The 24,115-nt window shown below is 60.7% G+C and carries 21 protein-coding genes; 10 read left to right on the forward strand and 11 right to left on the reverse strand.

Annotated features, from left to right (window positions below; all coding sequences use genetic code 11):
- The first annotated feature begins 115 nt into the window (after positions 1–115).
- The gene (locus J1G18_RS08835; protein WP_027612008.1) at positions 116–1,132 is read left to right on the forward strand and encodes a DNA-binding protein; all 1,017 of its coding nucleotides are present in this window, start codon (positions 116–118) and stop codon (positions 1,130–1,132) included.
- Here the strand turns inward: J1G18_RS08835 and gorA are convergent.
- Positions 1,129–2,487, reverse strand: coding sequence for a glutathione-disulfide reductase (gene gorA / locus J1G18_RS08840; protein ID WP_223007492.1), 1,359 nt, complete (start codon positions 2,485–2,487; stop codon positions 1,129–1,131). The genes J1G18_RS08835 and gorA overlap by 4 nt on opposite strands.
- Positions 2,488–2,527: 40 nt before the next feature.
- On the reverse strand, positions 2,528–2,698 hold the full coding sequence (locus J1G18_RS08845) for a GPO family capsid scaffolding protein (protein WP_143503118.1): 171 nt from the start codon (positions 2,696–2,698) through the stop codon (positions 2,528–2,530).
- Between J1G18_RS08845 and J1G18_RS08850 the strand changes: the two genes are divergently transcribed.
- Both J1G18_RS08850 and J1G18_RS08855 read left to right on the forward strand, forming a co-directional pair.
- Positions 2,685–4,931, forward strand: a complete 2,247-nt coding sequence (locus tag J1G18_RS08850) for a TonB-dependent siderophore receptor (protein WP_223007493.1) — start codon at positions 2,685–2,687, stop codon at positions 4,929–4,931. The two genes, J1G18_RS08845 and J1G18_RS08850, sit on opposite strands and share 14 nt — an antisense overlap.
- A gap of 205 nt (positions 4,932–5,136) precedes the next feature.
- Positions 5,137–5,346, forward strand: a complete 210-nt coding sequence (locus J1G18_RS08855; protein ID WP_097089648.1) for a hypothetical protein — start codon at positions 5,137–5,139, stop codon at positions 5,344–5,346.
- An 84-nt stretch (positions 5,347–5,430) separates the two neighbouring features.
- Here J1G18_RS08855 and J1G18_RS08860 read toward each other — a convergent pair whose 3' ends face one another.
- From J1G18_RS08860 to J1G18_RS08880, 5 genes are all read right to left on the reverse strand, one after another.
- Entirely contained in the window at positions 5,431–5,928 is a 498-nt protein-coding gene (locus J1G18_RS08860; protein WP_098968408.1) for a GNAT family N-acetyltransferase, read from the reverse strand.
- 108 nt (positions 5,929–6,036) lie between these two features.
- Positions 6,037–6,618: a DinB family protein gene (locus J1G18_RS08865; protein WP_098963951.1), complete on the reverse strand. Its 582-nt coding sequence runs from the start codon at positions 6,616–6,618 to the stop codon at positions 6,037–6,039.
- Between the two features lie 17 nt (positions 6,619–6,635).
- Positions 6,636–7,754: a cell division protein ZapE gene (gene zapE, locus J1G18_RS08870; RefSeq protein WP_223007494.1), complete on the reverse strand. Its 1,119-nt coding sequence runs from the start codon at positions 7,752–7,754 to the stop codon at positions 6,636–6,638.
- 495 nt (positions 7,755–8,249) lie between these two features.
- The gene (gene speB / locus J1G18_RS08875; RefSeq protein ID WP_223007495.1) at positions 8,250–9,209 is read right to left on the reverse strand and encodes an agmatinase; all 960 of its coding nucleotides are present in this window, start codon (positions 9,207–9,209) and stop codon (positions 8,250–8,252) included.
- 16 nt (positions 9,210–9,225) lie between these two features.
- The gene (locus J1G18_RS08880) at positions 9,226–10,317 is read right to left on the reverse strand and encodes a polyamine ABC transporter substrate-binding protein (protein ID WP_223007496.1); all 1,092 of its coding nucleotides are present in this window, start codon (positions 10,315–10,317) and stop codon (positions 9,226–9,228) included.
- Between the two features lie 99 nt (positions 10,318–10,416).
- On the opposite strand from J1G18_RS08880, the gene J1G18_RS08885 reads away from it, so the two are divergent.
- From J1G18_RS08885 to J1G18_RS08895, 3 genes are all read left to right on the forward strand, one after another.
- Positions 10,417–11,310 (forward strand): LysR family transcriptional regulator, encoded by an 894-nt coding sequence (locus tag J1G18_RS08885; protein WP_223007497.1) that lies wholly within the window; start codon positions 10,417–10,419, stop codon positions 11,308–11,310.
- Positions 11,311–11,574: 264 nt separating this feature from the next.
- Positions 11,575–13,041, forward strand: a complete 1,467-nt coding sequence (locus tag J1G18_RS08890) for a nucleobase:cation symporter-2 family protein (protein ID WP_223007498.1) — start codon at positions 11,575–11,577, stop codon at positions 13,039–13,041.
- A gap of 65 nt (positions 13,042–13,106) precedes the next feature.
- Positions 13,107–13,580, forward strand: a complete 474-nt coding sequence (locus J1G18_RS08895) for an LEA type 2 family protein (protein WP_086791096.1) — start codon at positions 13,107–13,109, stop codon at positions 13,578–13,580.
- Between the two features lie 133 nt (positions 13,581–13,713).
- On the opposite strand, the gene J1G18_RS08900 is transcribed toward J1G18_RS08895, so the two are convergent.
- The gene (locus tag J1G18_RS08900; RefSeq protein WP_097089638.1) at positions 13,714–14,637 is read right to left on the reverse strand and encodes a carbon-nitrogen hydrolase family protein; all 924 of its coding nucleotides are present in this window, start codon (positions 14,635–14,637) and stop codon (positions 13,714–13,716) included.
- A gap of 84 nt (positions 14,638–14,721) precedes the next feature.
- On the opposite strand from J1G18_RS08900, the gene J1G18_RS08905 reads away from it, so the two are divergent.
- Positions 14,722–15,636, forward strand: coding sequence for a LysR family transcriptional regulator (locus J1G18_RS08905; RefSeq protein WP_223007499.1), 915 nt, complete (start codon positions 14,722–14,724; stop codon positions 15,634–15,636).
- 8 nt (positions 15,637–15,644) lie between these two features.
- Here the strand turns inward: J1G18_RS08905 and J1G18_RS08910 are convergent, their stop codons facing one another.
- On the reverse strand, positions 15,645–15,899 hold the full coding sequence (locus tag J1G18_RS08910) for a hypothetical protein (protein ID WP_003224595.1): 255 nt from the start codon (positions 15,897–15,899) through the stop codon (positions 15,645–15,647).
- 153 nt (positions 15,900–16,052) lie between these two features.
- Here J1G18_RS08910 and J1G18_RS08915 point away from each other — a divergent pair, with 153 nt between their 5' ends.
- Entirely contained in the window at positions 16,053–16,370 is a 318-nt protein-coding gene (locus J1G18_RS08915; protein ID WP_007961870.1) for a YqjD family protein, read from the forward strand.
- A 141-nt stretch (positions 16,371–16,511) separates the two neighbouring features.
- On the opposite strand, the gene J1G18_RS08920 is transcribed toward J1G18_RS08915, so the two are convergent.
- Entirely contained in the window at positions 16,512–17,552 is a 1,041-nt protein-coding gene (locus J1G18_RS08920; protein ID WP_223007500.1) for an Ldh family oxidoreductase, read from the reverse strand.
- A 233-nt stretch (positions 17,553–17,785) separates the two neighbouring features.
- Between J1G18_RS08920 and J1G18_RS08925 the strand changes: the two genes are divergently transcribed.
- Positions 17,786–22,612, forward strand: coding sequence for a hypothetical protein (locus J1G18_RS08925; RefSeq protein ID WP_410477708.1), 4,827 nt, complete (start codon positions 17,786–17,788; stop codon positions 22,610–22,612).
- Positions 22,613–22,666: 54 nt separating this feature from the next.
- Here the strand turns inward: J1G18_RS08925 and J1G18_RS08930 are convergent, their stop codons facing one another.
- The gene (locus J1G18_RS08930) at positions 22,667–22,936 is read right to left on the reverse strand and encodes a PepSY domain-containing protein (RefSeq protein ID WP_007961867.1); all 270 of its coding nucleotides are present in this window, start codon (positions 22,934–22,936) and stop codon (positions 22,667–22,669) included.
- Positions 22,937–23,088: 152 nt separating this feature from the next.
- On the opposite strand from J1G18_RS08930, the gene J1G18_RS08935 reads away from it, so the two are divergent.
- A complete protein-coding gene (locus tag J1G18_RS08935) occupies positions 23,089–24,090 on the forward strand; it encodes a FecR family protein (RefSeq protein WP_223007502.1) in 1,002 nt (333 codons plus the stop codon).
- The last annotated feature ends 25 nt before the right edge of the window (positions 24,091–24,115 follow it).

Raw genomic sequence — 24,115 nt, forward strand, 5'->3', positions numbered from 1 at the left:
TGGGTAATACCAGTATATCCCGTCTGTGAATAATCAAGCATTTAACTTTATTTTCAGCGTGGTACACTGCGTACTTTGGTGGCATGTACCACAGTACGTAATGGTAGGAGTTAAAATGGCCCGTGGTGGCGTTAACAAAGCAGTGGTGCAGATCGCGCGCTCAGCGATTCTGGCCCGAGGCGAACACCCCAGCATCGATGCAGTACGCATCGAACTGGGCAACACCGGTTCGAAAACCACGATCCATCGCTATCTGAAAGAGCTGGATGACGGCAGCCAACCGGTCGAAGCGTCCGCGGAACCGATCAATGACGAGCTGACCGCACTGGTCTCGCGTCTCGCCCAGCGCCTGAAGGAACAGGCGCAAGAGCCGATCGAACTAGCGCGCGAGCAGTTCGAAGAGCAGCGCGAAACCCTGGAAGCGGAACTCAAGCAGGTGCGCCAGGCACTTGAGCAACTGGAACAACAGCACGACATTCAAGGCGCGGCGCTGGCCAAGGAATCCGAAGCGCTAAAAGAAACCCGCTCGATGCTGCAGACCGAGCAAACCCGCAACGCCGGACTCAATCAGGCGCTGGCTGATTTCGAATTGCGCCTGCAGGACAAGGACGAGCAGATCCGCTCGCTGGAAGAGAAACATCTGCACGCCCGCGATGCTCTCGAGCATTACCGCAACGCCACCAAAGAGCAGCGCGAGCAGGAACAAGCCCGTCACGAAGGACAGCTGCAGCAGTTGCAGATGGAATTGCGCCAGGCGCAACAAAGTGCACTGGTGCGTCAGGACGAGATCACTCAGTTGCATCGCGACAACGAACGCCTGCTCACGGAAAACCGTGGCACCCAGCGCGAACTGAGCCTGATGCAGGATCAGCTCAAGCACAGCAACCAGCGTCAGGATCAGTTGCTGGAGCAAGCCACTCGCGTCGACAACGAACGCACCCTCCTCCAGGAACGCCTGCGCGTGGCCCTGCTGGAAAGTCAGACGCTGAAACAGGATGCCGACGAACAGCGGCAGCTCAATCAGTCACTGGAAAAGGAACTGACCAAGACTCAGGCCAGCCTCGAGGACAGCTTGCGTCTGGCGGCTACCGTTGCGGCAGCGCCAGACACAGCCAAAGCGAAGGACGCTTAAGCGCCGACCGGCGTACGCATGGTGACGAACTCTTCGGCGGCCGTCGGGTGCACCCCGATCGTGTCGTCGAAGTCACGCTTGGTCGCGCCAGCCTTCAGCGCGATCGCCAAGCCTTGGACGATCTCCCCCGCGTCCGGGCCGACCATGTGGCAACCGAGCACCTTGTCGGTCTTGCCGTCGACCACCAGTTTCATCAGGGTTTTCTCCTGACACTCGGTCAGCGTCAGCTTCATCGGGCGGAAGCGGCTCTCGTAAATCACCACCTCATGGCCCGCGTCCCGCGCCTCTTCTTCAGTCAGGCCGACAGTGCCGATGTTCGGCAGACTGAACACGGCGGTCGGGATCATCTTGTAATCCACGGGACGGTATTGCTCAGGCTTGAACAAGCGCCGCGCCACCGCCATGCCTTCGGCCAGTGCCACTGGCGTCAGTTGCACCCGACCGATCACATCACCCAGCGCCAGAATCGACGGCTCGCTGGTCTGGTATTGCTCGTCAACCTTGATGAAACCTTTGTCGGTGAGCTGCACATCGGTGTTTTCCAGCCCAAGGTTGTCCAGCATCGGACGCCGGCCCGTGGCGTAGAACACGCAATCGGCTTCCAGCACGCGGCCATCCTTGAGGGTCGCTTTCAGGCTGCCGTCAGGCTGTTTGTCGATGCGCGCGATGTCGGCGTTGAATTGCAGATCCATACCGCGCTTGGTCAGCTCTTCCTGCAGATGCTTGCGCACCGAGCCATCGAAACCACGCAGGAACAGATCACCGCGATACAGCAGCGTAGTGTTCGCGCCCAGACCGTGGAAAATCCCGGCGAACTCGACCGCGATGTAACCACCACCCACCACCAGCACCCGCTTCGGCAGCTCTTTGAGGAAAAACGCCTGATTGGAACTGATCGCGTGTTCGTGCCCCGGGATTTCCGGAATCTGCGGCCAGCCACCCGTGGCAATCAGAATGTTTTTCGCGGTGAAGCGCTCACCGTTGACCTCGACCTCGTGCGGGCCGACGATCTTCGCGTGGGCTTCGTGCAGGGTGACGCCGCTGTTGACCAGCAGGTTGCGATAAATGCCGTTGAGGCGATTGATCTCGCGGTCCTTGTTGGCGATCAGGGTCGTCCAGTCGAAATTCGCTTCGCCCAGGCTCCAGCCGAAACCGGACGACTGTTCGAAGTCTTCGGCGAAATGCGCGCCGTACACCAGCAGTTTCTTCGGCACGCAGCCGACGTTGACGCAGGTGCCGCCCAGGTAACGGCTCTCGGCCACCGCCACTTTCGCGCCGAAACCGGCGGCGAAGCGCGCTGCACGTACACCGCCGGAACCGGCACCAATCACATAAAGGTCAAAATCGTAGGCCATTGCTATCTCCTCGGCAGGCCAACAGCATACCCGCCGCCGTCTATTGGGCAAGCGCCGTGAGCAGCTTTTCGCCCGTCTCGGCGAAGTCGGGAAATATCTCCAAATAATAATATTTCTTGTTTGTTACTAAATCGTCGTGCTGCGTCTCGTCTTTGAACCAATGGATTTTTTCCCTCGAAGACAAGGAGTCGGCTGCGATGTTCGCGCCCATTACCCGTTCCATGACCCTGACTGTCGGCTTGTTCAGCATGGCGTTGAGTCCCGATCTGCTGGCTGAAACCGATCCTGAAACAGCGCCACCATCCGCCGCCCAGGCGCTGGAACTGGACGCCACCAGCGTCAGCGCCGAAGGCCTCGGCGTTAACACTGAAAACACTGATTCCTACACCACTGGCGCGATGAGCACCGCGACGCGGCTGAACCTGTCGATCAAGGAAACCCCGCAATCGGTGTCCGTGGTCACGCGCCAGCAGATGGATGATTTCAAGCTCGGTACCTTGTCCGAAGCCATGCGCCAGACCACCGGCATCGTCGTGCAACACAACGACTCGGATCGGGTCAGCTATTCGGCGCGGGGTTACCCGATCAACAATTTCCAGATCGACGGAATGCTCAACACCTTCGGGCGCATGAAGTCAGACTCGGACACCATCATCTACGACCGCATCGAAGTGGTACGCGGCGCCACCGGCCTGACCACAGGTGCCGGCGATCCTTCAGCGACGATCAACATGGTGCGCAAGCGCCCGACTGCCCAGTGGCAGGCACTGGCCGGGGTCAGTGGCGGCAGCTACGACAACTACTACAGCTATGTCGATGTCGGCGGGCCGCTGGCCTTCGATGGTCGGCTGCGCGGGCGTACGGTGCTGGCCTATCGCGACAGCCAGTCGTTCCGCGACAAATACGCGCTGCAGCGCGAGGTCGGCTACGGCATTCTCGAAGCTGATCTGACCGACTCCACGGTGCTTGCCGTCGGTTACGACTATCAGGACAAGCAGGTTCAGGGCACCTCCTGGGGCACCGTGCCGTACTGGAACGCCGACGGCAGCAAGGCCGGCCTCGGACGGTCGACCAACATGGCGACATCCTGGAGTTCCTGGCCGCTGAAGGACAAGACCGCGTTCGTTACTCTGGACCAGCAATTGGGTCATGGCTGGAAGCTGAAGGCCGCCTACACCCACCGCGAAAGTGATACCGACGGCAAGGTCTATTACGGCGGCTCCGGTTTCCCCGAGGCCGACCGCAGCGGCATGACGGCCTACATGGGGCACATGCTCGGCACGCAGAAAATGAGCGTGTACGACTTCAACCTGTCAGGGCCGTACCAGCTGTTCGGCCGCGAACACGAGATGATGTTCGGCTACGGCGAGGCGGAAAACCGCTCGACTTCGCCCTACGCCTTCAACAGTCCCCAAGCCGCCGACTACGGCAAGATCCGCGACTGGAAATACATGGGTGACATCGGCAAATTCGCCGACACTGTCACCAGCCTGCGGGGCGCGCGAGGCATCACTCGGCAAAAGGCCGGTTACCTCGCGACCCGTCTGAGCCTGACCGATGAGCTGCATGCAGTACTCGGCAGCCGCTATGGCAGCTGGAACGAATCCAGCACCGATTACTACTATGACGCGCAGCAAAAACTGACCAGCACCGATGCCACCCATCAACGCCAGAATGATATCTGGACACCCTACGCCGGCCTGCTTTACGACCTGACGCCGGAGTACACGGTTTACGCCAGCTACACCGACATTTTCAAGCCGCAAAGTAAGCGCGACAGCAACCGCAATTACCTCGACCCGGTGATCGGCAGCAACTATGAAGTCGGGCTCAAAGGCAGCCTGCTCGACGAACGCCTGAACCTGGCGACGGCAGTGTTCTGGAGCAAACAGGACAACGTCGCCGAGCGTGACAACTCGGTGCCCCCGGACCCGGTGAGCGGCGAGGAGTTTTTCAAGTCCGGCGGCAAGGGTAACAAGGTCAATGGCTTCGAGGCCGAAGTGTCCGGGGAAATTCTCAGCGGCTGGAACATGACCGCCGGCTACACCTACACCCATTCCGTCGACGGCGAAAAACAGCGCAGCAACACCGCTCAACCACTGAACATGCTGCGGCTGTCCACGGCCTATCGTCTGCCGGGCAACTGGCACGCATTGACCGTGGGTGGCGCGGTGAACTGGCAGAGCGACGTCTATGGCGCGGCCAACCGCCCGGTCGGGCGCGGCGCCAACGGCCGGATCATCACCGAACCGGCGCGGATCAACCAGGAGGCCTACACCGTGGTCAAGCTGATGTCGCGCTATGAGTTCGACAGGCATCTGTCGGCGTCGCTGAACGTCGATAACCTGTTCGACAAGAAGTATTACGACAACGTCGGCTTCTACAACGGCGTGTACTGGGGCGACCCGCGCACAGTGACCCTGAGCCTGGACTGGAAGCTCTGACCAATCCACGCAAACAAAACCCCTGTGGTGAGGGGATTCATCCCCGATGGGTCGCGAAGCGGCCCCACTCTCTCGGTGACGCGCAATGCGTCACCAAATCCCCTCGCCACCGCTGTTAACCCCGAGTTAATTCCCCGCCGGGACACTGTGCCCCGAGATCTGCTTCATGGACGAACGGCTCCCACGTTTTTCAGTAGGAGGCACCATGAAAACCACCACCGCCATTCTTGCCGGGCTACTCGCCCTCGGTTCCGCCAGCGCCTTTGCCGAGGGCGGCGCCGAACGCATGCGGCATTACTACGACAACTTCCCGGTCCACCACGCGCCAAGCGAACAGCCGACCGATAGCAAAGCAGCGGAACTGAAGGTTCCGAACGATCAGACCGCGCAAGTCACCGAGTCTTATCGCGACTGATTCACCGAGCAACCGATGGACCTCCGATGGCTCCGCTCTGGCCTCGGAGACGACAGTTGGGCGCCCTGTCCGGGGCGCCTTTTTTTATGCCTGCAGATCCTTGATCCAGAACAGCATACGGCCATGTTCCGGGTCGAACATGCCGGGGGCGAAGCCGAATTTGCGGTAGGAGTTCTGTGCCACCTCGTTGCCTTCGAGCACTTCCAGGGTGATCTTGCAGCAACCGCGCTGACGGCAGATTTCCTCGACCTTGCGCAGCATTTTCTGACTCAAGCCGAGGCCGCGAAATTTGCTCACGACCGCCACGTCATGGACATTGACCAGCGGCTTGCAGGCAAACGTCGAGAAACCTTCAAAGCAGTTCACCAGCCCTGCCGGCTCGCCACCGACGAACGCCAGCACACTGAACGCATGAGGCCTGCGCGCAAGTTCTTCCGGCACGCGACGCAACAGTTCCGGGTCAAGCGAATGGCCGCCGCCCATGGGATCTTCTGCGTAATGATTGAGCACGATGCCGATGGCTTCGGCGTGCAGTGGATTGGTGTAACTGGCTTGCAGCACAAGAATTTCTGCGGAATCCATTTCCATCCCCGATCATGGCCCCGGCGTGCAAAGTGCGCACCTGAAAGGCTGTTCGACCTTACCGCGAGGATGTTGCGGGCCACAACCGGATCTTTTGATTTCCAGGCATCAACGCCCCCAGATCAACTCTTCGGTCCAGCCCAACTCGGCAAAATCCTGAGCACGCAACCCGCTCTCGCCGGCGCAGAAGAACTCATCCAGTTGCGGCGGTTTCACCGTGGTCGCGCTGAGCATCGCGTGCACCTGCCCACGATGATGAATCTGGTGCTCGAACAGGTGCGACAGCATACGCAAGCGACTGTCATGCTGCGGCGTTTCCCGGGCGATGGTGACGATCCGCCCCAGATCGGCATCGCGCAGCTGTTCGCAATAAGCGATCAGTCGACGATCGACGTGCGCCTGCTCTTCACGCAGCGCTGCAGCCTCGGTAAACGGCTCGTCATGGTTGAAAAACACATAGCAATCAGGATGCGGTTCGTCACCGCGCAACTCGCGTTCCAGTGCATCGACGTAGAACCAGTCGCACGTCAGTATGTGATTGAGGGTGAGGCGGATACTCGGAAAGAAGCTGGTTCGCGGCGCCGCCAGCTCAGTGGCGTCGAGCTGATTCCAGGCTTTGCCGAGGCGATGATTGGCCCACGCGTTCTGGTAGGCCATGGTCAGTAAATGATGCGACAGCGGTTGGCTCATACTCGCGCCCTCTTCGCTCAGGATTCGGCAAAACGCTGCAACTGCATCTCCTGCAACCGGCTGAGGGTGCGCCGGAACGGGAATTCCAGATAACCCTCGGTGTACAGCGCCTCCATCGGTACCAGGGCCTCGATGTACAGCGGCACTTTACGGTCGTAACACTCGTCGACCAAGGCAATGAAACGGCGTACACCGTCGTCGTGCACCGACAGTTGCGGCAACTCACGGTCACCGGCCACCACCTGCGCCGAGCCGTCCTCGGTGCCGCGAGCGATGCGCCCTTCGCGTTTCTGCGCGCTGAGGTTCGGCACGTCGCTCAACAGAATAGACCGATAGTTGTCGCACAGTGCGATGAAATCCATCGCGGCAAATGGTTGCTCGCAGAGATCGGCATAGCGGCACCAGAGCACCGTCGCACTGGCTTGCACCACGTTCAGCACACGATGGCCGACGGGCACCGGCTCGGCGCTGGCGGGCTGCCCGGCGTTGAGTGACTGGAAGACCTGCTCCAGAGCACTGCCCTGTCCCGGCGCAGCGACAAAATAGCGCTGCTGACCCGCGCCCGGATGCAGGCGATGATCCTCGGCACCGTTCACCGCCACCACTTGCATATGCGCCTTGATCGCGGCAATCGCCGGGACAAAACGATCACGGTTGAAGCCGTCGGCGTACAGCTCATCCGGCGGCAGGTTGGAGGTGCAGACCACCACCACGCCTTCGTCGAACATCACCTGAAACAGCCGCCCGAGAATGATCGCATCGCCGATGTCGTTGACGAACAGTTCGTCGAAGCACAACACCCGTACTTCCGCCGCCAACTCTTTGGCCAACGCCCGCAACGGATCGGCGATGCCAGTGAGCTGGAACGAGCGCTGATGCACCCAGCCCATGAAATGATGAAAGTGCTGCCGTCGCGCCGGCACCCGCAGGCTCTGATAAAACTGATCCATCAACCAGGTCTTGCCGCGCCCGACCGGGCCCCACAAATACACGCCAGTGACCGAACGGGCACCGGCATGCAAGGCTTCATGGCATTTTTGCAAGGCCCAGACCGCATGCTCCTGGGCTTCATCCTGGATGAAACCCTTGTGCTCGATCGCGTGTTGCCAGGCGCTTAAAGGAGAGTCGAAAGTCATGCGCGGCAGTATGCCACGATGTCCCTGAAAAACAGGTGCCCTTTTGTGGGAGCGGGCTTGCTCGCGAAGGGGCCGGGGCAGCCAACATCACCGTTGAATGACACACCGCATTCGTGAGCAAGCCCACTCCCACATGGGTTCTGTGGGGAGTCGAAGATCGACTGTATATCTCGCGACCTCAAAACAGCGTGCAGGAACTGCCTGGAATACAACCCCCTGTGGGAGCGGGCTTGCTCGCGAAGGCGTCGGGGCAGCCAACATCACCGTTGAATGACACACCGCATTCGTGAGCAAGCCCACTCCCACATGGGTTTTGTGGGGGGCAAAGATCGACTGTATATCTCGCGACCTCAAAACAGCGTGCAGCAACTGCCTGGAATACAACCCCCTGTGGGAGCGGGCTTGCTCGCGAAGGCGTCGGGGCAGCCAACATCATCGTTGAATGACACACCGCTTGCGTGAGCAAGCCCACTCCCACATTGGCTTTGCGGTGTTTTAAAGGTCGACTTTGTGTCGCGCGGCGTAAAGGCAGAGCATTTCCATTGCCAGGGTGGCCGCTGCCAGCGACGTCACGTCCGCATGGTCATAGGCCGGCGCCACTTCCACCACGTCCATGCCCACCAGATTGATCCCGCGCAACCCGCCGAGGATTTCCAGCGCCTGCAACGTGCTCAGCCCGCCACACACGGGAGTGCCGGTGCCCGGGGCAAAGGCCGGATCCAGGCAATCGATATCAAACGTCAGGTACACCGGGTGATCGCCGACCCGCGCGCGAATCGCCTCGACAATCGCCTCGCAGCCACGCCGATGCACCTGGCGGGCGTCGAGCACGGCAAAGCCCTGATGGTCGTCATTGGTGGTGCGCAAACCGATCTGCACCGAGCGCGCCGGATCCACCAGCCCTTCCCTGGCCGCGTGCCAGAACATGGTGCCGTGATCGACACGTTTGCCGCCCTCGTCCGGCCAGGTGTCGCTGTGCGCATCGAAGTGGATGAGTGACAGCGCGCCGTGCTTACGTGCATGGGCCTTGAGCAACGGATAAGTGATGAAATGGTCGCCGCCAAACGTCAGCATCGCGCTGCGGGCATCAAGAATGCGCTCGGCGTGGGCCTCGATGCTTTCCGGAATGGTGTGCGGCGAGCCGTAATCGAAGTCGCAATCGCCGTAGTCGATCACCGCCAGATGATCGAATGGGTCGAACGCCCACGGCCAGTGCCGTTCCCAGGCGATCCCGGTGGATGCGGCGCGAATCCCCCGTGGGCCGAAGCGTGCGCCCGGGCGGTTGCTGGTGGCGGTGTCGAACGGAACCCCGCTGACCGCCACGTCGACGCCGCGCAAATCACGGCTGTAGCGACGACGCATGAAACTGGTGATCCCGGCGTAGGTGCTTTCGGCGGCAGTGCCGTACAGGCTGTCACGGGTCAGGGCTTGGTCGTTGAGCATCGGCACGTCCATCGGTGTGCTCCTTTTATTATTGATGGCTACGGAAAGTGGTCCACAGACGCGTGCGCTGACGCATGTCCTTGAGGCTCATGCTGCGGTCGGCGTACAGGCGTTCGCGCATTTCGGCGGGCGGATAGATGTCCGGATCGTTGCGCACCGCCTCATCCACCAGCGGCGTCGCGGCCTGGTTGGCGGTGGCGAAAAACAGCGTATTGGTCAGCTCGGCCACCGACTCGGGACGCAGCATGAATTCGATGAACGCCCGCGCCGCTTGCGGGTTTGGCGCGTCCTTGGGAATGGCCAGATTGTCCTGCCAGATCAACGTGCCTTCGCGCGGAATCCGGTAGGCGACTTCGTAGGCTTTGTTGGCCTTGTGCGCCTGATCGGCGGCCATGCTCACGTCGCCGTTGTAGGTCAGCGCCAGACAGACACTGCCATTGGCCAGATCGTTGATCTGCCGGCCGGTGGCGACATACAGCACCGACGGCTGGAGTTTCTGCAACAAGACTTCGGCGGCGGCCAGATCATGCTTGTCGGTGCTGTAGGGATCCTTGCCCAGGTAGTGCAGCGCCAGACCAATGACTTCCTGCGGCGAATCGAGCACGGCAATCCCGCAGTCCTTGAGCTTGCTCGCGTACTCGGGTTTGAACAGCAGATCGAGGCTGTTCAGCGGCACGTCCGGCAAACGCTTTTTCACCGCCTCGACGTTCAGCCCCAAACCGAGTGTGCCCCAGGTATAAGGCACGGCGTAGCGATTGTCGGGATCGACGGCGGCGAGTTTCTCCAGCAGATCGGGATCAAGGTTGGCGTATCCCTTGAGGCCTTCGTGGGGAATTTCCTTCAGTGCGCCCGCTGCCAAGCCACGGGCCAGTACGCTGGACGACGGCACCACCACGTCATAACCGCTGCCACCGGTCAGCAGTTTGGTTTCCAGCACCTCGGACGTATCGAAGGTGTCGTAGCGCACATGAATGCCGGTCTCCTGTTCGAAACGTTGCAGCGTCTGCGCCGGCACGTAATCGGCCCAGCTGTAGAGATTGAGGGTTTTATCCTCGGCCTGTGCCTGGATGACCACGGACAGCAACAGCGCGGGAAAACACAGCTTGGACACGGGAACCATGACGAACACCTGACCGGAGGAAGTGGTGGCAGGATGCGCCGTCGGATACATTGCAGAAATATCAAGTTTGTTAACCTGACTTTATCCCGGAGTAATGTAATGCTCGGTCAGCTTCACGACCTCGATTTGCAGTTGCTGCGCCTGTTTGTGCGAGTCGTGGAATGTGGCGGCTTCAGCGCGGCGCAAGGTGAATTGGGCCTCAGCCAGTCGAGCATCAGTCAGCAAATGGCCAAACTTGAGACCCGCCTCGGTTATCGCCTGTGCAGCCGCGGCAAAAGCGGTTTCAACGTCACGCCCAAGGGTGAGCAACTGCTGATCGCGATTCGTGCACTGTTCCAGTCCATCGAGACTTTCCGGCATCAGTCCAACGGCGTCGCTGGACGGCTGATCGGTGAGGTGCGGCTGGGCCTGTCCGAGGCAGTTGATCAGTCGGTGCTGCTGCGGGTGGCGGACGCGATCCGGCGCTTTCGCGAGCGCGATGAGTCGGTGCGCATCGAGTTGATCAGCGCGATGCCCGGCGAGATGGAGCGCCTGCTGCTGCAACAGCGGCTGGACCTAGCCATTGGTTATTTCTCCCAGGTGCAGAGCGCTTTCGATTACCGCGAGCTGTTCCGGGAAACCCAGCATTTGTATTGCGCGCAGGGGCATCCGCTGTTCAGCGTCGATGCGCCGGATGATGCGGCGTTGCGGGCCTGCGACCGGGTGGATCATCCGTATCGATTCATGCGCACGGACGAGCCGTTCCCGGACAAGCGCTTTTCTGCGCGTTCGGAACAGGTCGAAGGCACCCTCGCCTTCATTCTTTCCGGCAAGCATGTCGATTATCTGCCCGATCACTACGCGCGGGTCTGGGAGGACAAGGGCTTGCTGCGCGCGTTGCGGCCTGGGGAGTTGAGTTTCGAAGTGGCATTTCATCTGGCCCGGCATCGCGCGCAGGTGCCAGGTGATGCGCAGAAGGCGTTTGAGGAGGATTTGCTCGCAGCCTTCACCTGAAAAATTTCTGCCAGCAAATAACCCTGTAGCGAGGGGATTTATCCCCGATGGGCGCGAAGCGGCCCGGCTCTTTGGTATTCAGGAGCTGGGCCTGCTACGCAGTCCATCGGGGATAAATCCCCTCACCACATAAACAGCAACCAGTTCAAACCCCGTATTTCTTGACCTTTCAGGCAATTTTTGCTCGTTGCCCTCGCCGTCCTCTTCCGGCATCCTGCGCCTCCATTTTCTGACCCGGCCCCGCCTCACGGCGCGCAAAACACCATGACCGCCTCTGAAAAAGTCCCGCGCAACAACGATCTGATCTACGGCCTCAACGACCGTCCGCACCTGACTGCAACCGTCTTCGCCGCGCTGCAACACGTGCTGGCGAGCTTCGTCGGCATCATCACCCCGACCCTGATCATGGGCGGCGCCCTCGGTCTGCAAAGTGAAATTCCGTACCTGATCAGCATGGCGCTGTTCGTTTCGGGCCTCGGCACGTTCGTTCAAGCCAAGCGTTTCGGCCCGGTCGGTTCCGGTCTGCTGTGCCTGCAAGGCACCAGTTTTTCCTTTATCAGCGTGATTCTCAGCGCCGGGTTCATGGTCAAGGCCCGGGGCGGCGGCACCGATGAAATTCTCTCGACGATTTTTGGCGTGTGCTTTTTCGCCGCGTTCATCGAAGTGGTGCTGAGCCAGTTCATCGGCAAACTGCGGATGCTGATCACCCCGGTGGTCACCGGCACCATCATCACCTTGATGGGCCTGTCGCTGATCAAAGTGGCGATGACCGACATTGCCGGCGGCTTCGGCGCACCCGATCTGGGCGCCGCCAGCCATGTGTTTCTGGCCGCGCTGGTGATCGGCACTATCGTTGTGCTGAACCGCGTCGACGTGCCGTTTCTGCGCCTAGGCGCGATTGTCATCGGCCTGACTCTCGGCTACATGGTCGCCTGGCTGATGGGCACGGTGGATTTCGCCTCGATGCCCGAAGTGCCGCTGGTCAGCGTGCCGGTGCCGTTCAAGTACGGCTTCAATTTCGACTGGGTGGCGTTCGTGCCGGTGGCGGTGATCTTCCTGGTTTCGCCGCTGGAAGCGGCCGGTGACCTGACCGCCAACTCGATGATCTCGCGGCAACCGGTCAAGGGTCCGCTGTACATCCGCCGAATCAAATCCGGTCTGCTCGCCGATGGCCTCAACTCGGCGATGGCAGCGGTGTTCAACAGCATGCCGATGGTGACGTTCGCGCAGAATAACGGCGTGATCCAGTTGACTGGCGTGGCCAGCCGCTACGTGGCGTTCTTCATCGCCGGCCTGCTGGTGCTGCTGGGGCTGTTCCCGATGATCGGCGCGGTGCTGCAACTGATGCCTAAACCGGTGCTCGGCGGCGCTGAACTGGTGATGTTCGGCACCGTGGCCGTGGCCGGGATCAAAATCCTCGCCGAGGCCGGCCTGCATCGGCGCAACATGCTGATCGTGGCGATCTCCGTGGGCATGGGCCTGGGCATCGCCGCCGTGCCGGAAGTGCTGCGCGAGTTGCCGCAAGCGCTGCGTAACATCTTCGAATCGCCGATCACCGTCGGTGCGTTGTGCGCTATCGTGCTGAATATCTTCCTGCCGGAAGAATTCATTGAGCTGGAAGAAGACGATTTCGATCCGGAAGCGTCGATTCTGCAGGTCATGGAAAACCCCGATCTGCCGGCCAAAGCTGAACCTGCTTCTGCAGCGGCGGTCGCACAGTTGAACCGCTGACGCTGCGCCATGAAAAAAGGGCTGAGCCGACAACGGTTCAGCCCTTTTTCGTTGAGAGACTGTTTATGCGCCGCGTCCACGCCGTCATCCTGTCCCTGCTGCTGTTGTCCCTGAGCGCCTGCGCGCTGTTTCCCAACCGCGATCCGGTGAACATCAACGTGGTCGGCCTCGAACCGTTGCCGAGCCAGGATCTGGAAGTGCGTTTCGCGATCAAGTTGCGGGTGCAGAACCCCAATGAGACGGCCATCGATTACAACGGCATCGCCCTGGATCTGGAGGTCAATGGCCGTCCACTGGCCTCGGGCGTCAGCGATCAGACCGGCTCGATCCCGCGCTTCTCGGAAACCGTGGTCAGCGTGCCGGTCAGCGTTTCCGCGTTCTCGGTACTGCGCCAGACCCTCGGCCTGAGCCAGACACAAACCCTCGACAACCTGCCCTACGTGCTGCGCGGCAAACTCGCGGGCGGCGTGTTCGGCACCATGCGATTTGTCGACAGTGGCAAGCTGAGTTTGCCGAAGGCCACTGCTGCGACGTGGTAACCCACTAAACACACAAGTCTCCTGTAGGAGTGAGCCTGCTCGCGATAGCGTCACGTCAGTCAATAAAGGTGTTGGCTGATCTGACGCCATCGCGAGCAGGCTCACTCCTACAGGTTTTGTGTCGGCGCGGAAGTTATGCGGTGAAGCGTACGCCGGGTTTGGCCCGCTCATCGACACTCAGCTCAAACACATCCGGCCGCGCATAGTGGCCGACCACGTCATAGTCGTACCGCGCCCGCACCAGCTCATCAGTATCGATCTCAGCCGTCAGCAACCCGGCCTCCCCGCGCAACGGCCCGGCCAGCACATCGCCCATCGGCCCGACAATCACACTGCCGCCGGCAATCAGCGGCCGATCCGCCGGCCAGTTGGCAATCTCCACGCCCAGCTCGTTCGGCGAGGCCTGCACCTGACAGGCGCTGACCACAAAGCAGCGACCCTCGTGGGCAATGTGGCGCATGCTGACCTGCCACATCTCGCGCTCGTCCACGGTCGGCGCGCACCAGACTTCAATGCCTTTGGCGTACATCGCCGTGCGCAGCAGCGGCATCATGTTTTCCCAGCACACCACCGCACCAAGTTTGCCGACCTGTGTGTCGAGCACCGGCAGCGTCGAGCCATCACCCTTGCCCCAGATCAGCCGTTCGGTGCCGGTCGGCATCAGTTTGCGATGCTTGGCCACCAGCCCCGCTTGCGGATCGAAATACAGCGCCGTGCAATACAACGTGCTGCCGGCACGCTCGATCACGCCAATCACCAGATTGGCCCCGGTGCGCGCCGACAAACCGGCCAGTGCCTCGGTTTCTGCCCCCGGCACGTCAATGGCGTTGGCGAAGTAGCGAGCGTAGGCCTCACGCCCCTCGGGCAAGCGATAGCCCAACTGCGTGCCGAAGCCCTCACCTTTCGGATAGCCACCGAGCAACGCTTCAGGCATCACCACCAGTGCCGCGCCGGACTCGCTGATCGCGTCTTCCCAGCTCAGGATCTGTTCCAGAGTTTCACCCTTGCCACCGGGCAAGGCGCCAATCTGCAGGGCGGCGACGATTGATTTGGGCATTGCGGTCACTCCATCGGGTTCAAGTGTTGCCGATTCTGCGGCGGCGCGGGATCATGAATAAACACCGATTCACTGCTGAATGATATGAGCCAAATGAATATCGCAACCGTCGACCTCAACCTGCTGAAAGTCTTCGAAGCCCTGCATGAGGAGTCCAGCGCCAGCCGTGCGGCGCTGCGTCTGGGCGTGACGCAATCGGCGGTCAGCGCAGCATTGCGTCGATTGCGTGAGGTATATGGCGATCAATTGTTCGTACGCACCGGGCGCGGATTGGCGCCGACACTCAAGGCCAATCAACTGAAGCCGGTGGTCAGCGAGGCACTGAACAAATGCCGGCAGAGCCTGGCGATGGTCGATCCGGCGGCCCACCACTATGACGGCCGTTCAGTCACCGTGGGCCTGTCGGATGATTTCGAAATCGCTTTTGGCCGGCGCCTGATCGAAGCCATCGCTCGCAGCGCGCCCAAGCTGCGGCTGATCTTCCGCCAGACCCACAGCCAGATCGTCGCCCGTGCCCTGATGGAGCGCAGCATCGACCTGGCGATCACCGCCGGTGGATTTGCCGAGCGTCTGCTCAGTCGTCAGGTGTTGGGTGAAGGGGATTATGCGTGTCTGGTCGATCCGGGCAGTCTGGCGCCCGGCCAGCAGAACATCGATTTGCCAGAGTTCGTCGCCCGCGAGCACATTCTGGTGTCCTCGGGCGGCTTTATCGGCATCACCGATGAAGGCCTGGCGGCGCTGGGTCTGAGCCGGCGGGTCTGCGCCTCGACCACGCACTTTGCCGCGCTGCCGCATCTGCTCAAGGGCAGCGGCGCGGTGGCAACCATTCCGAGCCATGCCGCCAGGGCCATTGCCGAGCTCAGCGGGCTGGCGCTGCTGCCCTGCCCGCTGGCGTTGCCGCGTTACCCGATCGAACTGGGCTGGCGCACCAGCACGCAGATCGATCCGGTGGTGATCAAGGTGCGTGAGGCGATTGTCGGATGTTTCAATGCGGACTGAGGCGCGTGTTACTTGTTGGCTGCCATCAGTCGATTGACCTCACTGCGCACCATGTTGGCGAACTCCGGCGGGGACATGCCATCCAGCTCGGCGCGCACCCACTCGGCCCATTTGCCCTTGCGCTTGGAGCGTTCGCCGAACAACCGCGCGGCTTCGCCTTTGGCTTTGCCCAGATTGTTCTGCCAGAGTTCGAACAGACGGGATTTCTCGTCTTCCAGCGCAGCGCGCTCGGCGAGGGATTTGTCGGCCAGATTGAAACTCATGGGGAAATACCTGCTGCGTAAAATGGCGACATCTTACACGCTGGAGGGAAATCTCCCGCGCAGGTTTTTCTTTCGCACCTAAAATCAGTGCAACTTTTCAGTCAGCGCCACACTCCATTGATCACTGTTCATCCATCTGCAAGGAGTCACCCAATGGCCCGCAAATCCCGCGTGCAAGCCGTCGAAGACCAAATCAAGGATCAAGCCTTCAGCGAACTTCAGGCTTTGATCGAAGAGTCCGACAAACTGCTCAAGAGCAGCGCCTCACTGGTGGGCGAAGAAGCCGAGACCCTGCGCGGACAAATCGCCCTGAAACTGCAACAGGCGCTGGATTCTGTTTCGAGCGTGCGTGAGCGCACCAAACCGGCGGTCGAGGCCACCGAGAGCTACATTGGCGGCCATCCATGGCAGACCGTAGCGATTTCCGCCGGTTTCGGTCTGGTGGTGGGCTTGTTGCTCGGTCGTCGTTGATCGACGTCTGACAAAAAACATGTGGCGAGGGAGCTTGCTCCCGCTGGACTGCGCAGCAGTCCCCTATTCTCAAGCAGACAAAGGGGGCCGCTTCACAACCCGGCGGGAGCAAGCTCCCTCGCCACATGGGTTATCTGACAATTATTCCCCGGCCAATTCGCGCAACTGCGCCAGCGTCTGCTCATCCAGCGCAATCCCCTCGGCCAGCGATCTGGCCCGCTGCAAATGCCGACGATCACCCGGCAAGCGCTTCAACCCCACCCCATGCATCTGCCGCACCAGCTCTTCGCTGCGCTCGGCAAAGCTCTGCCCGGCGGACTTGCTCGGGTCGATGACGATCAGCAGTTGTCCGGTCCACGGAGTTTTGGCCCCGGGATGGTTCGACCAGTCGAACTCGAAGGAGAAATTGCCCCCGGTCAACGCCGCCGCCAGCAGCTCGACCATCATCGACAGCGCCGACCCCTTATGCCCGCCAAACGGCAGCAGTGCGCCGCCTTCAAGAATGGCTTTCGGATCCTGCGTCGCCTGCCCAAGACCATCCACGCCCATTCCGGCGGGCAGACGTTCGCCCTTGCGCGCCGCGATCTGCACATCACCATGAGCAATGGCGCTGGTCGCCAGATCAAAGACAATCGGCGCACCACCGGCCCGCGGCGCGGCAAAGGCAATCGGGTTGGTGCCGAACAGCGGCCGATCGGCGCCATGCGGCACCACGCAGGTCATGCTGTTGACCACGCTGAGCGCCACCAGCCCTTCTTCGGCAAACGGCTCGACGTCCGGCCACAGCGCCGCAAAGTGATGCGAGTTGCGAATCGCCAACACCGCGATCCCGGCATTGCGCGCCTTCTCCACCAGCAACGAACGAGCAGCGGCCAGCGCGGGCTGGGCGAAACCGTTGCCGGCATCGACTCGCACGAAACCCGAGGCTACGTCCTCGACTTGCGGCACAGCCTGACCATTGACCCAACCACTATTGAGGGTCGAAACATATCCGGGGATACGGAACACGCCATGACTGTGCGCACCGTCGCGTTCGGCACCGGCGCAGTTGGCAGCCAGAGTGCGGGCGACGGACGCCGACGTACCGTGGCGCAGGAAAATTTTTTCAAGCAATTGCGTCAGCGCTTCGAGCGAGAGTGTGGACGCAACGGGGGAAGACACGGAATCGTGTGGCGCAGACATCTGAAGCTCCAGACTAATTATTGGAGGGAACAACAGCGTACGAACAGCTTGCCCAGCGATTAACCACGCCCGGTACGGGTGCTGTCAACCGTTGTGGTGCCGGCTTGTCGCGGCTAGCACATTGCGCTGCCGCTGGTGCGGTAACTATGTACCACCTCTGTTATCGATCCGGTCTTTAGTCTCGTGTCTCAATTTACCGGTGCACCGGACGGTGCCCTGAACGAGACCCGATGATGCCTGCTCCCATTCCTCCCCTGCTGTTCCAGCCCATCCTCAACTCCCCCGGATCGTGGCGCGAACTCGGCAATCTCCATCACTTGTCCAGCGCGGACTTCCAATGGTTGAGCCACGTGCAACTGGCAACCCACGCACTGCGCAGTCAGCAGACCCCGCCCATGCTTGCCCAGCGCATCCTGCTCAATACCGCTAGTGCGCCAGCGGTGCCTCTGGCCGGCAGTTTCATACTCAGTGCCACCCCGGATGATCACGGGATCCTGTTGTACACACCTTTCGCCGGGCTGAAAAAACATGCCAGCCTCACCGCCCTGACCGCGCACCTGGAACAGCATCTGAACAGCGCCAGCGAGGACGACCGACTGCTGGCATTCCTCGCCTTTTCCCAACGCAAGCGACTGGCAGAACAGCACGGCATCAGCGTGACCTACCAGCTTGTCGAAGGCGATATCTTCGAAGATCAACACGCCGTCATCGAGCATTGCCAGCAGCTCAACACGCAAGCGATGCTTGATGAATTGATGCAACTGCCCGAACTTGGCAGCCTGCTTCAGACCATTACCGACGAACTTCTGACGCCGACGATGCGCGGCGTCGACCAGACACACACGCGCGTGAACCTGTACGCGACCACGACCGCAACCGGCCCGGCATCGGCAGACCTTGCTTCACGGCGCGGGGTTGAAGCGCTGTCGCTTGGCGATGCGTTGCTGTTGCACTATCGCCACTCCGGATGGCCGGTTGGCCAGACCCATGAGTTTTCGCACCCCGACCGGACTTTCCAGGCCAGTGATCAGCAACACTGGGAAACAGCCATCACCACGGCTTCAGGCAAACTGCTGGTGTTGCTGTACCAGCACATGGAGCGCTACTGGAATGGGCTCAGTGCTGACGGGGCCTCGCGGCGCGACGTATTGGCGCAGATCATTCGGCAGCAGGCGCTGGCGGACTTTTTGCTCAAACGCGAGTCTGGCATCATCGATCAGCGCCAATTCGACAGCCTGCTGACGTCGCTGGGTTTCAGTGAAAGTCTGGCACCTCGCGCGGCCGTGGAAACCGTGCGTTTATGGGAGCACCAGGCAAACTTCGTGGAGCTGGCCGGCGCGCTGATGATCGGCCATTCCGAAAGCTGCCTGTATACCCCGACGCACGGCTTGCAGGTGCTCAAGGACTACGCAGATCTAAAATCCATGCTGCTCGGCAAGTTCGCCAGCCCCGGGCACGAAGACGAACTCTATGGTCTGCTGAGTCTCGAAGAGCGCCAGCGCTTCCTCGGTTTCGACCGGCCGCAGGTTTCCGGCAAATCGATCGCCGGAGACGTGTTCAGCGTACTGCTCGAATTGATCATCACCAAGCAACGACAGAACATCGACTATGCCTTGCAGTTGTACCGGCACAGCGACGGCGTCGTGGATATCCGCGCACTGTTCGATAAGGCCCTGGACATCCGCTCGATGCTCCACGAGCGCCTTGTCACCCTGGATGCTCGCGGGCGCTGGAGCACCCGGCCGATGCTCACCGGCAACCCATTGCCTTCAAGGGTGCTGGCGGACACCGCCGCAGCCGAAGTGCGCAAGTTCGCCAGCATCATGCCAACCATCGCCGCAGACTTCACCGCCCAGCCGTTGACCGTCACAGCGCTGCAGCGTACCTACCTGCAAGGTATCGCAGCGAAGCTGGCGCACGCCCTGTCTGTCGGCATCAATGGCGAAGCACGGTTGAGAGTCCTGGACGGAACGCTAAGCCGTCATGCGCAAGCCCTGGTCGACACCGTGTTCAATCCGGATCACCCGGATCGCAGCCACCGCAAGGCACTCAACGGGATTCGGCCGGATGCCTGGTCATTGACGTTACAGCTCGCCGGGCAGAGCGAAATGCTGCCGCTGGCCAACTGCGCTCTGCTCACGGAACGCGGTGGCCTCGATACGCAGCACTCCGGACGCGCGATTTTGTGGACACCGGCCCTGGGCCTGGAAGTCTTCCGCTCGATCGAGCACGCCAGACAGGTTTTGAGCCAGCGGCTGCTGGATCCGCAAAAACGCCTGGCGCTGCTGGAAAACCTTTCACCACTGCACCAGAGGTTCCATCAACACTACACACTGGGACGGTTACAGCTGATCAGCGGCAATGTCTTGCAGGATCGCACCGAATCAACGATCGAACATTTTCTCCAGCGCTGTGAACAGGTGCGGGGCCGCCATTGGCCAAAGCCACGGGAACATCAGATCCTCAAGACGTTGAGTGAGCAAGTCGTTGAGACCAATCTGCAACGCGCCACCGCTCTGGCGCAGGCCCTCGCTAAACAGCATTCACTGCCTGCCTGGCTGGGAATGGCCAGGCTTGACGATCAGCAGTTGCATCTGGAACTGCTGGAACAGTGGCGTCACAGCGTCATCGACGATGAGGATTATCTCCACGCGCTGCCAACCTTGCGTGATTACATCCGGCAGACCCTAAAGACGCTGCTGAGCACCCGCTTGCACAGGCAGGATCTCGACCCCGAACAGATCACCGTCACTCCCGCGCTGAGCCTGATCGGGTCTGCAATGAGCCTGACCGATTTCGCCTTGAACCATGCGCACATTGCCCAGGACACTGCATTCTCCCTCAGCTCGAGCACCGACCGGGCGCTGCCGACCGGACTCGACCAACAAGCGGTCAGGAGCCTGCTGTTGTCCTTGAACGTTGCGACAACATTTGCCAATAAAATCACCTCGGTGTTGTCCGCGAATGACGTCGACGCCGAACAACGCAAGCTGCGTTTCATCCAGCAACTACCCTGGCAACTGCTGCAACATGCCCATCAGTTACAACTGCAACAACGCTTGTCGCCGAAGGCTTTCGACTTGATTTCACAGGTGCTCGACATGCCCGATGCCGTCGCTCGTGCGACCGTGCAAGGGGCCGATGCGATTGTCCGGCCGTTAGCGCTGATCAAGACCGCCGGAGCCTCAGCGATCAAGGCGCTGGGGCTGTACTTGATCGGCCCTGCGGGAAAACCCGGCCCTCAGGTGCTTTATGCGCCCTACCATGGAGAGCACGCATTCAGTGAGTTCGAGGACGAGGCAGCAGTGATCGCCGCGCTGAATACGCCGGGCTCACTGCAGGACCTGCTGCTGCGCCGCTTGCCGGAAAGTCAACGTTCGATCTTCGGCGCGTTGTTCAAGGCGAGCAGCGGCCAGACGAGCGAGATGCCCCTGGCCACCACCCCGATCAACGGCAACTTGCTGCTGCAGTTGTTCGAAGACAATCTGACCTTGTTGCCACACTTGCTGAGCAGCCATTCGCTGCCATCGGCGCAGGCGGATTGGGACGCCGCGAAGCACCTGTTCAGTTCAGGCTTCCAGCGGATCCGGGGCCTGCTGCCGGGCAAGCTCGCCTATGTGCAGTTTCTCTGGCAAAGCTACCAGGATTTTCTGGACTCGGCCGAAGCATTGCAGGATCACCACTGGAAACGTGCGCTGGAAACCTTTGTCGCCGGCGCAGCGGAGATGATCAGTCTCGGGCGACTGGCGCTGGAGTCACGTCTGGAATCTCAAGCCGTGGCAGCGCCGCAACCACTGCAGCCAACCACGCTGAGCGCCCCCGTCCTTGCGCAGACAAAGCCGACCGATCCGCTGCGCACCTCGCTGCAGACATTCGAAGCTCCTACTATCGCCCTGAAGGATCTGACTCACGATGCTGCCGAGGGCACGTATCAGGATCTGACAACCAAAGCGACTTACGCCCCTATCGCCGGCAAAGTCTATCCCGTGGAGCGGCCGGGAGCCGTCTGGCAACTCAAGGGCGCCGAGCAGCCAGGCCCGGTGTTGCAACACACCGCTTCCCGGCAACTGGTGCTGGACCCGGATCGCCATACCGTGCATTTCGGCAAGGCCATGTCGACGATGCTCAACCATTACGCCACCCATCGCCAGGCGCGGTACATGCTGAATATCGAAGCGCAAGGCATGGAAGAAATCCGCGCCCGCCATCCGGAGAAAGCCCGCATGTTGATCGAGGCAATTGATCTGGCCCGGCATTACGCGTTCAACAGCCTGCACAATCTTGCGCAGCTGAGAAACTATGTGCCGGGCACCCGCCTCGATACTTTTCTCAAGTCTTTCTTTGACGTGCAACGGATTGATGCCGACATTCTCGACAAGCTGAAGCAGGCCATCGTGCCGATCTGTGATGCCTTGGTCGATCCAACAGAAGACCTGTTGAATACCAGTCGCTTTGTGGTCGGCTCGAACAGACACAGCAGCTCGGGTGTAATCGCCTTTGTGCTGGGTGGCGATTTACTCAAGAAAGTCCATTTCACCGAAAAGTTCTTCAATCAAGGGCTGGATTGGTACAACACAGGCCTGACCGAACCGTTCAATGTTGACGGGCATGCACGGGCAGCGACGCTGATCCACGAGTTTTCCCATCAGTTCAGCAAGACCGTCGACATCGCCTCTCTGGAAGCGCGGCGCCCGTTTGCCGACTTGATTGCTACGGTGACCGGTTACGGAGCTGCCCGCAAACAGGTACAGACACGATTTCAGCGCGAAGCACTGTCACTGTCCACGCGCCGTGAAGAGCTGTTTTCGCGCTGGAGCGACAACCTTCAGGAGTGGCTCGATATCGACGAGTTTGAGGGCATGGAACATGTGCGCAGGGAAGTTCTCAAGACCACGGGGACGAGGAATCTCGAGGACGCGCGAACGGCATTTCTCAGCCCGACCAACCCGCATCCACGCATCGACACGATATTGCGCAATGCCGATTCGATCGCCTTCCTGATTTGCGAAATGGGCCGCCAGCTGGATCCGGTAACCCAACCTCACGGAGGGCTCAACTGAGGTAAAAAAAATGCGCAGGCGGTTGGCCTGCGCATGGTTTATCGCTGGGTGAACTCAGTCTTTCTGGTCACGCAATACATTGCCCGAGGCGCCATCGATACGGAATTCATACACCGAACCGTCGGCCTTGCGGCCCTCGCCTTTCCAGTAGCCGTCATTGTCGGCCTCGATTTCATAGACTTCGACGTAACCGGCCTTGGTTTTCACGATCTCGATAGCCTTTTCAATGGTGACCCAGCCCGCACCGGGACGATCAGCCATGGCGGCACCGGCGCTGAACAAGGCGGCAGTGGCGATTGCAGCGGCTAAGGTTTTTTTGATCATTTTTTCACTCCATTTGTGGATGATGTTCCTCTGATGTCCTGTTTTTGGGCGTCTGCCGGAAAAATAAGTTCCACTTTGATGGGCAATTGCCATGACGGATGTTCTCGGCACCCGGCTCGCAAGGTTAGAATGCAGCAAATCAGGACGAGTCAATGACCCAAGAATCCCTCTCGGAAGCCGAATACGATGCGATCACCGATGCCGCCGCGCACTGGTGCATGCGTCTGCACGCCGTAGACTGCTCCGCCGAGGAGCGTCTGGCTTTCGAGCAATGGCGCGATGCGCATCCGCTGCATGCATTCGAATACGAAGCGATGCTGGAGATCTGGGACGTTGCCGAACACTTGCCACGTCCGCAGACGCCGCCGAGTGTGCCGCTGAATAAACCACTGCCCGCCTGGCGGCGCTACGCAATTGCCGCGAGCGTCTGCGCCCTGGCCTTGCCACTGGCGGCGTACGGTGGCTGGAATCTGGGCTGGTTGCCCAACAGCTATCAGCATTTCGCAGCCACCGACAATGTCCGTCAGGTCACCTTGAAGGATGGCAGTCAGGTCGAGCTCAACCTCAATACTGAGTTGACCTTCAGCAATTACAAGGATGAACGGCGGGTCACCCTGAAAAAAGGCGAGGCGTTTTTCGAAGTCAGCCATGACCTCTCCCACCCGTTCGTGGTCAGGGCCGGCGAAGGCAAGATCCGCGTGACCGGCACCCGCTTCAATGTCTGGCTCTACGAAGATCAGGTGCGGGTCAACCTGATCGAAGGCTCGGTTCTGGTAACCAGCAACGCCGCCCTGCCCGGCGACGGTCTGCGCCTGGGGCCGGCCATGCAGGCGCAGTACCGGCATGGCGACTACACGCCACAGATCAGCCAGACCTACGCCAACGATAACGCCCTGGCCTGGCGCAGCGGCAAACTGGTGCTCGACAACCTGGCGCTGAACGAAGCCTTGCCGCTGATCAATCGCTACCTGAGCAAACCGCTGAAACTGGCCGACGCCAACACCGGCGCGATCCGCGTCGGCGGCGTCTACAACATCAAAGAGATCGGCGGCCTCGTCAACACCCTGCCCAAGGTGCTGCCGGTCTACCTTACGCGCAATACCGAGGGTGATCCGGTGATCAACTCGATGCCGCGGCAGCCACCAAAAACCTGAAAGCGGTTCCCGTCGGCCATGGCTG

Source organism: Pseudomonas sp. MIS38, from assembly GCF_019891575.1.
Classification (GTDB): domain Bacteria; phylum Pseudomonadota; class Gammaproteobacteria; order Pseudomonadales; family Pseudomonadaceae; genus Aquipseudomonas; species Aquipseudomonas putida_A.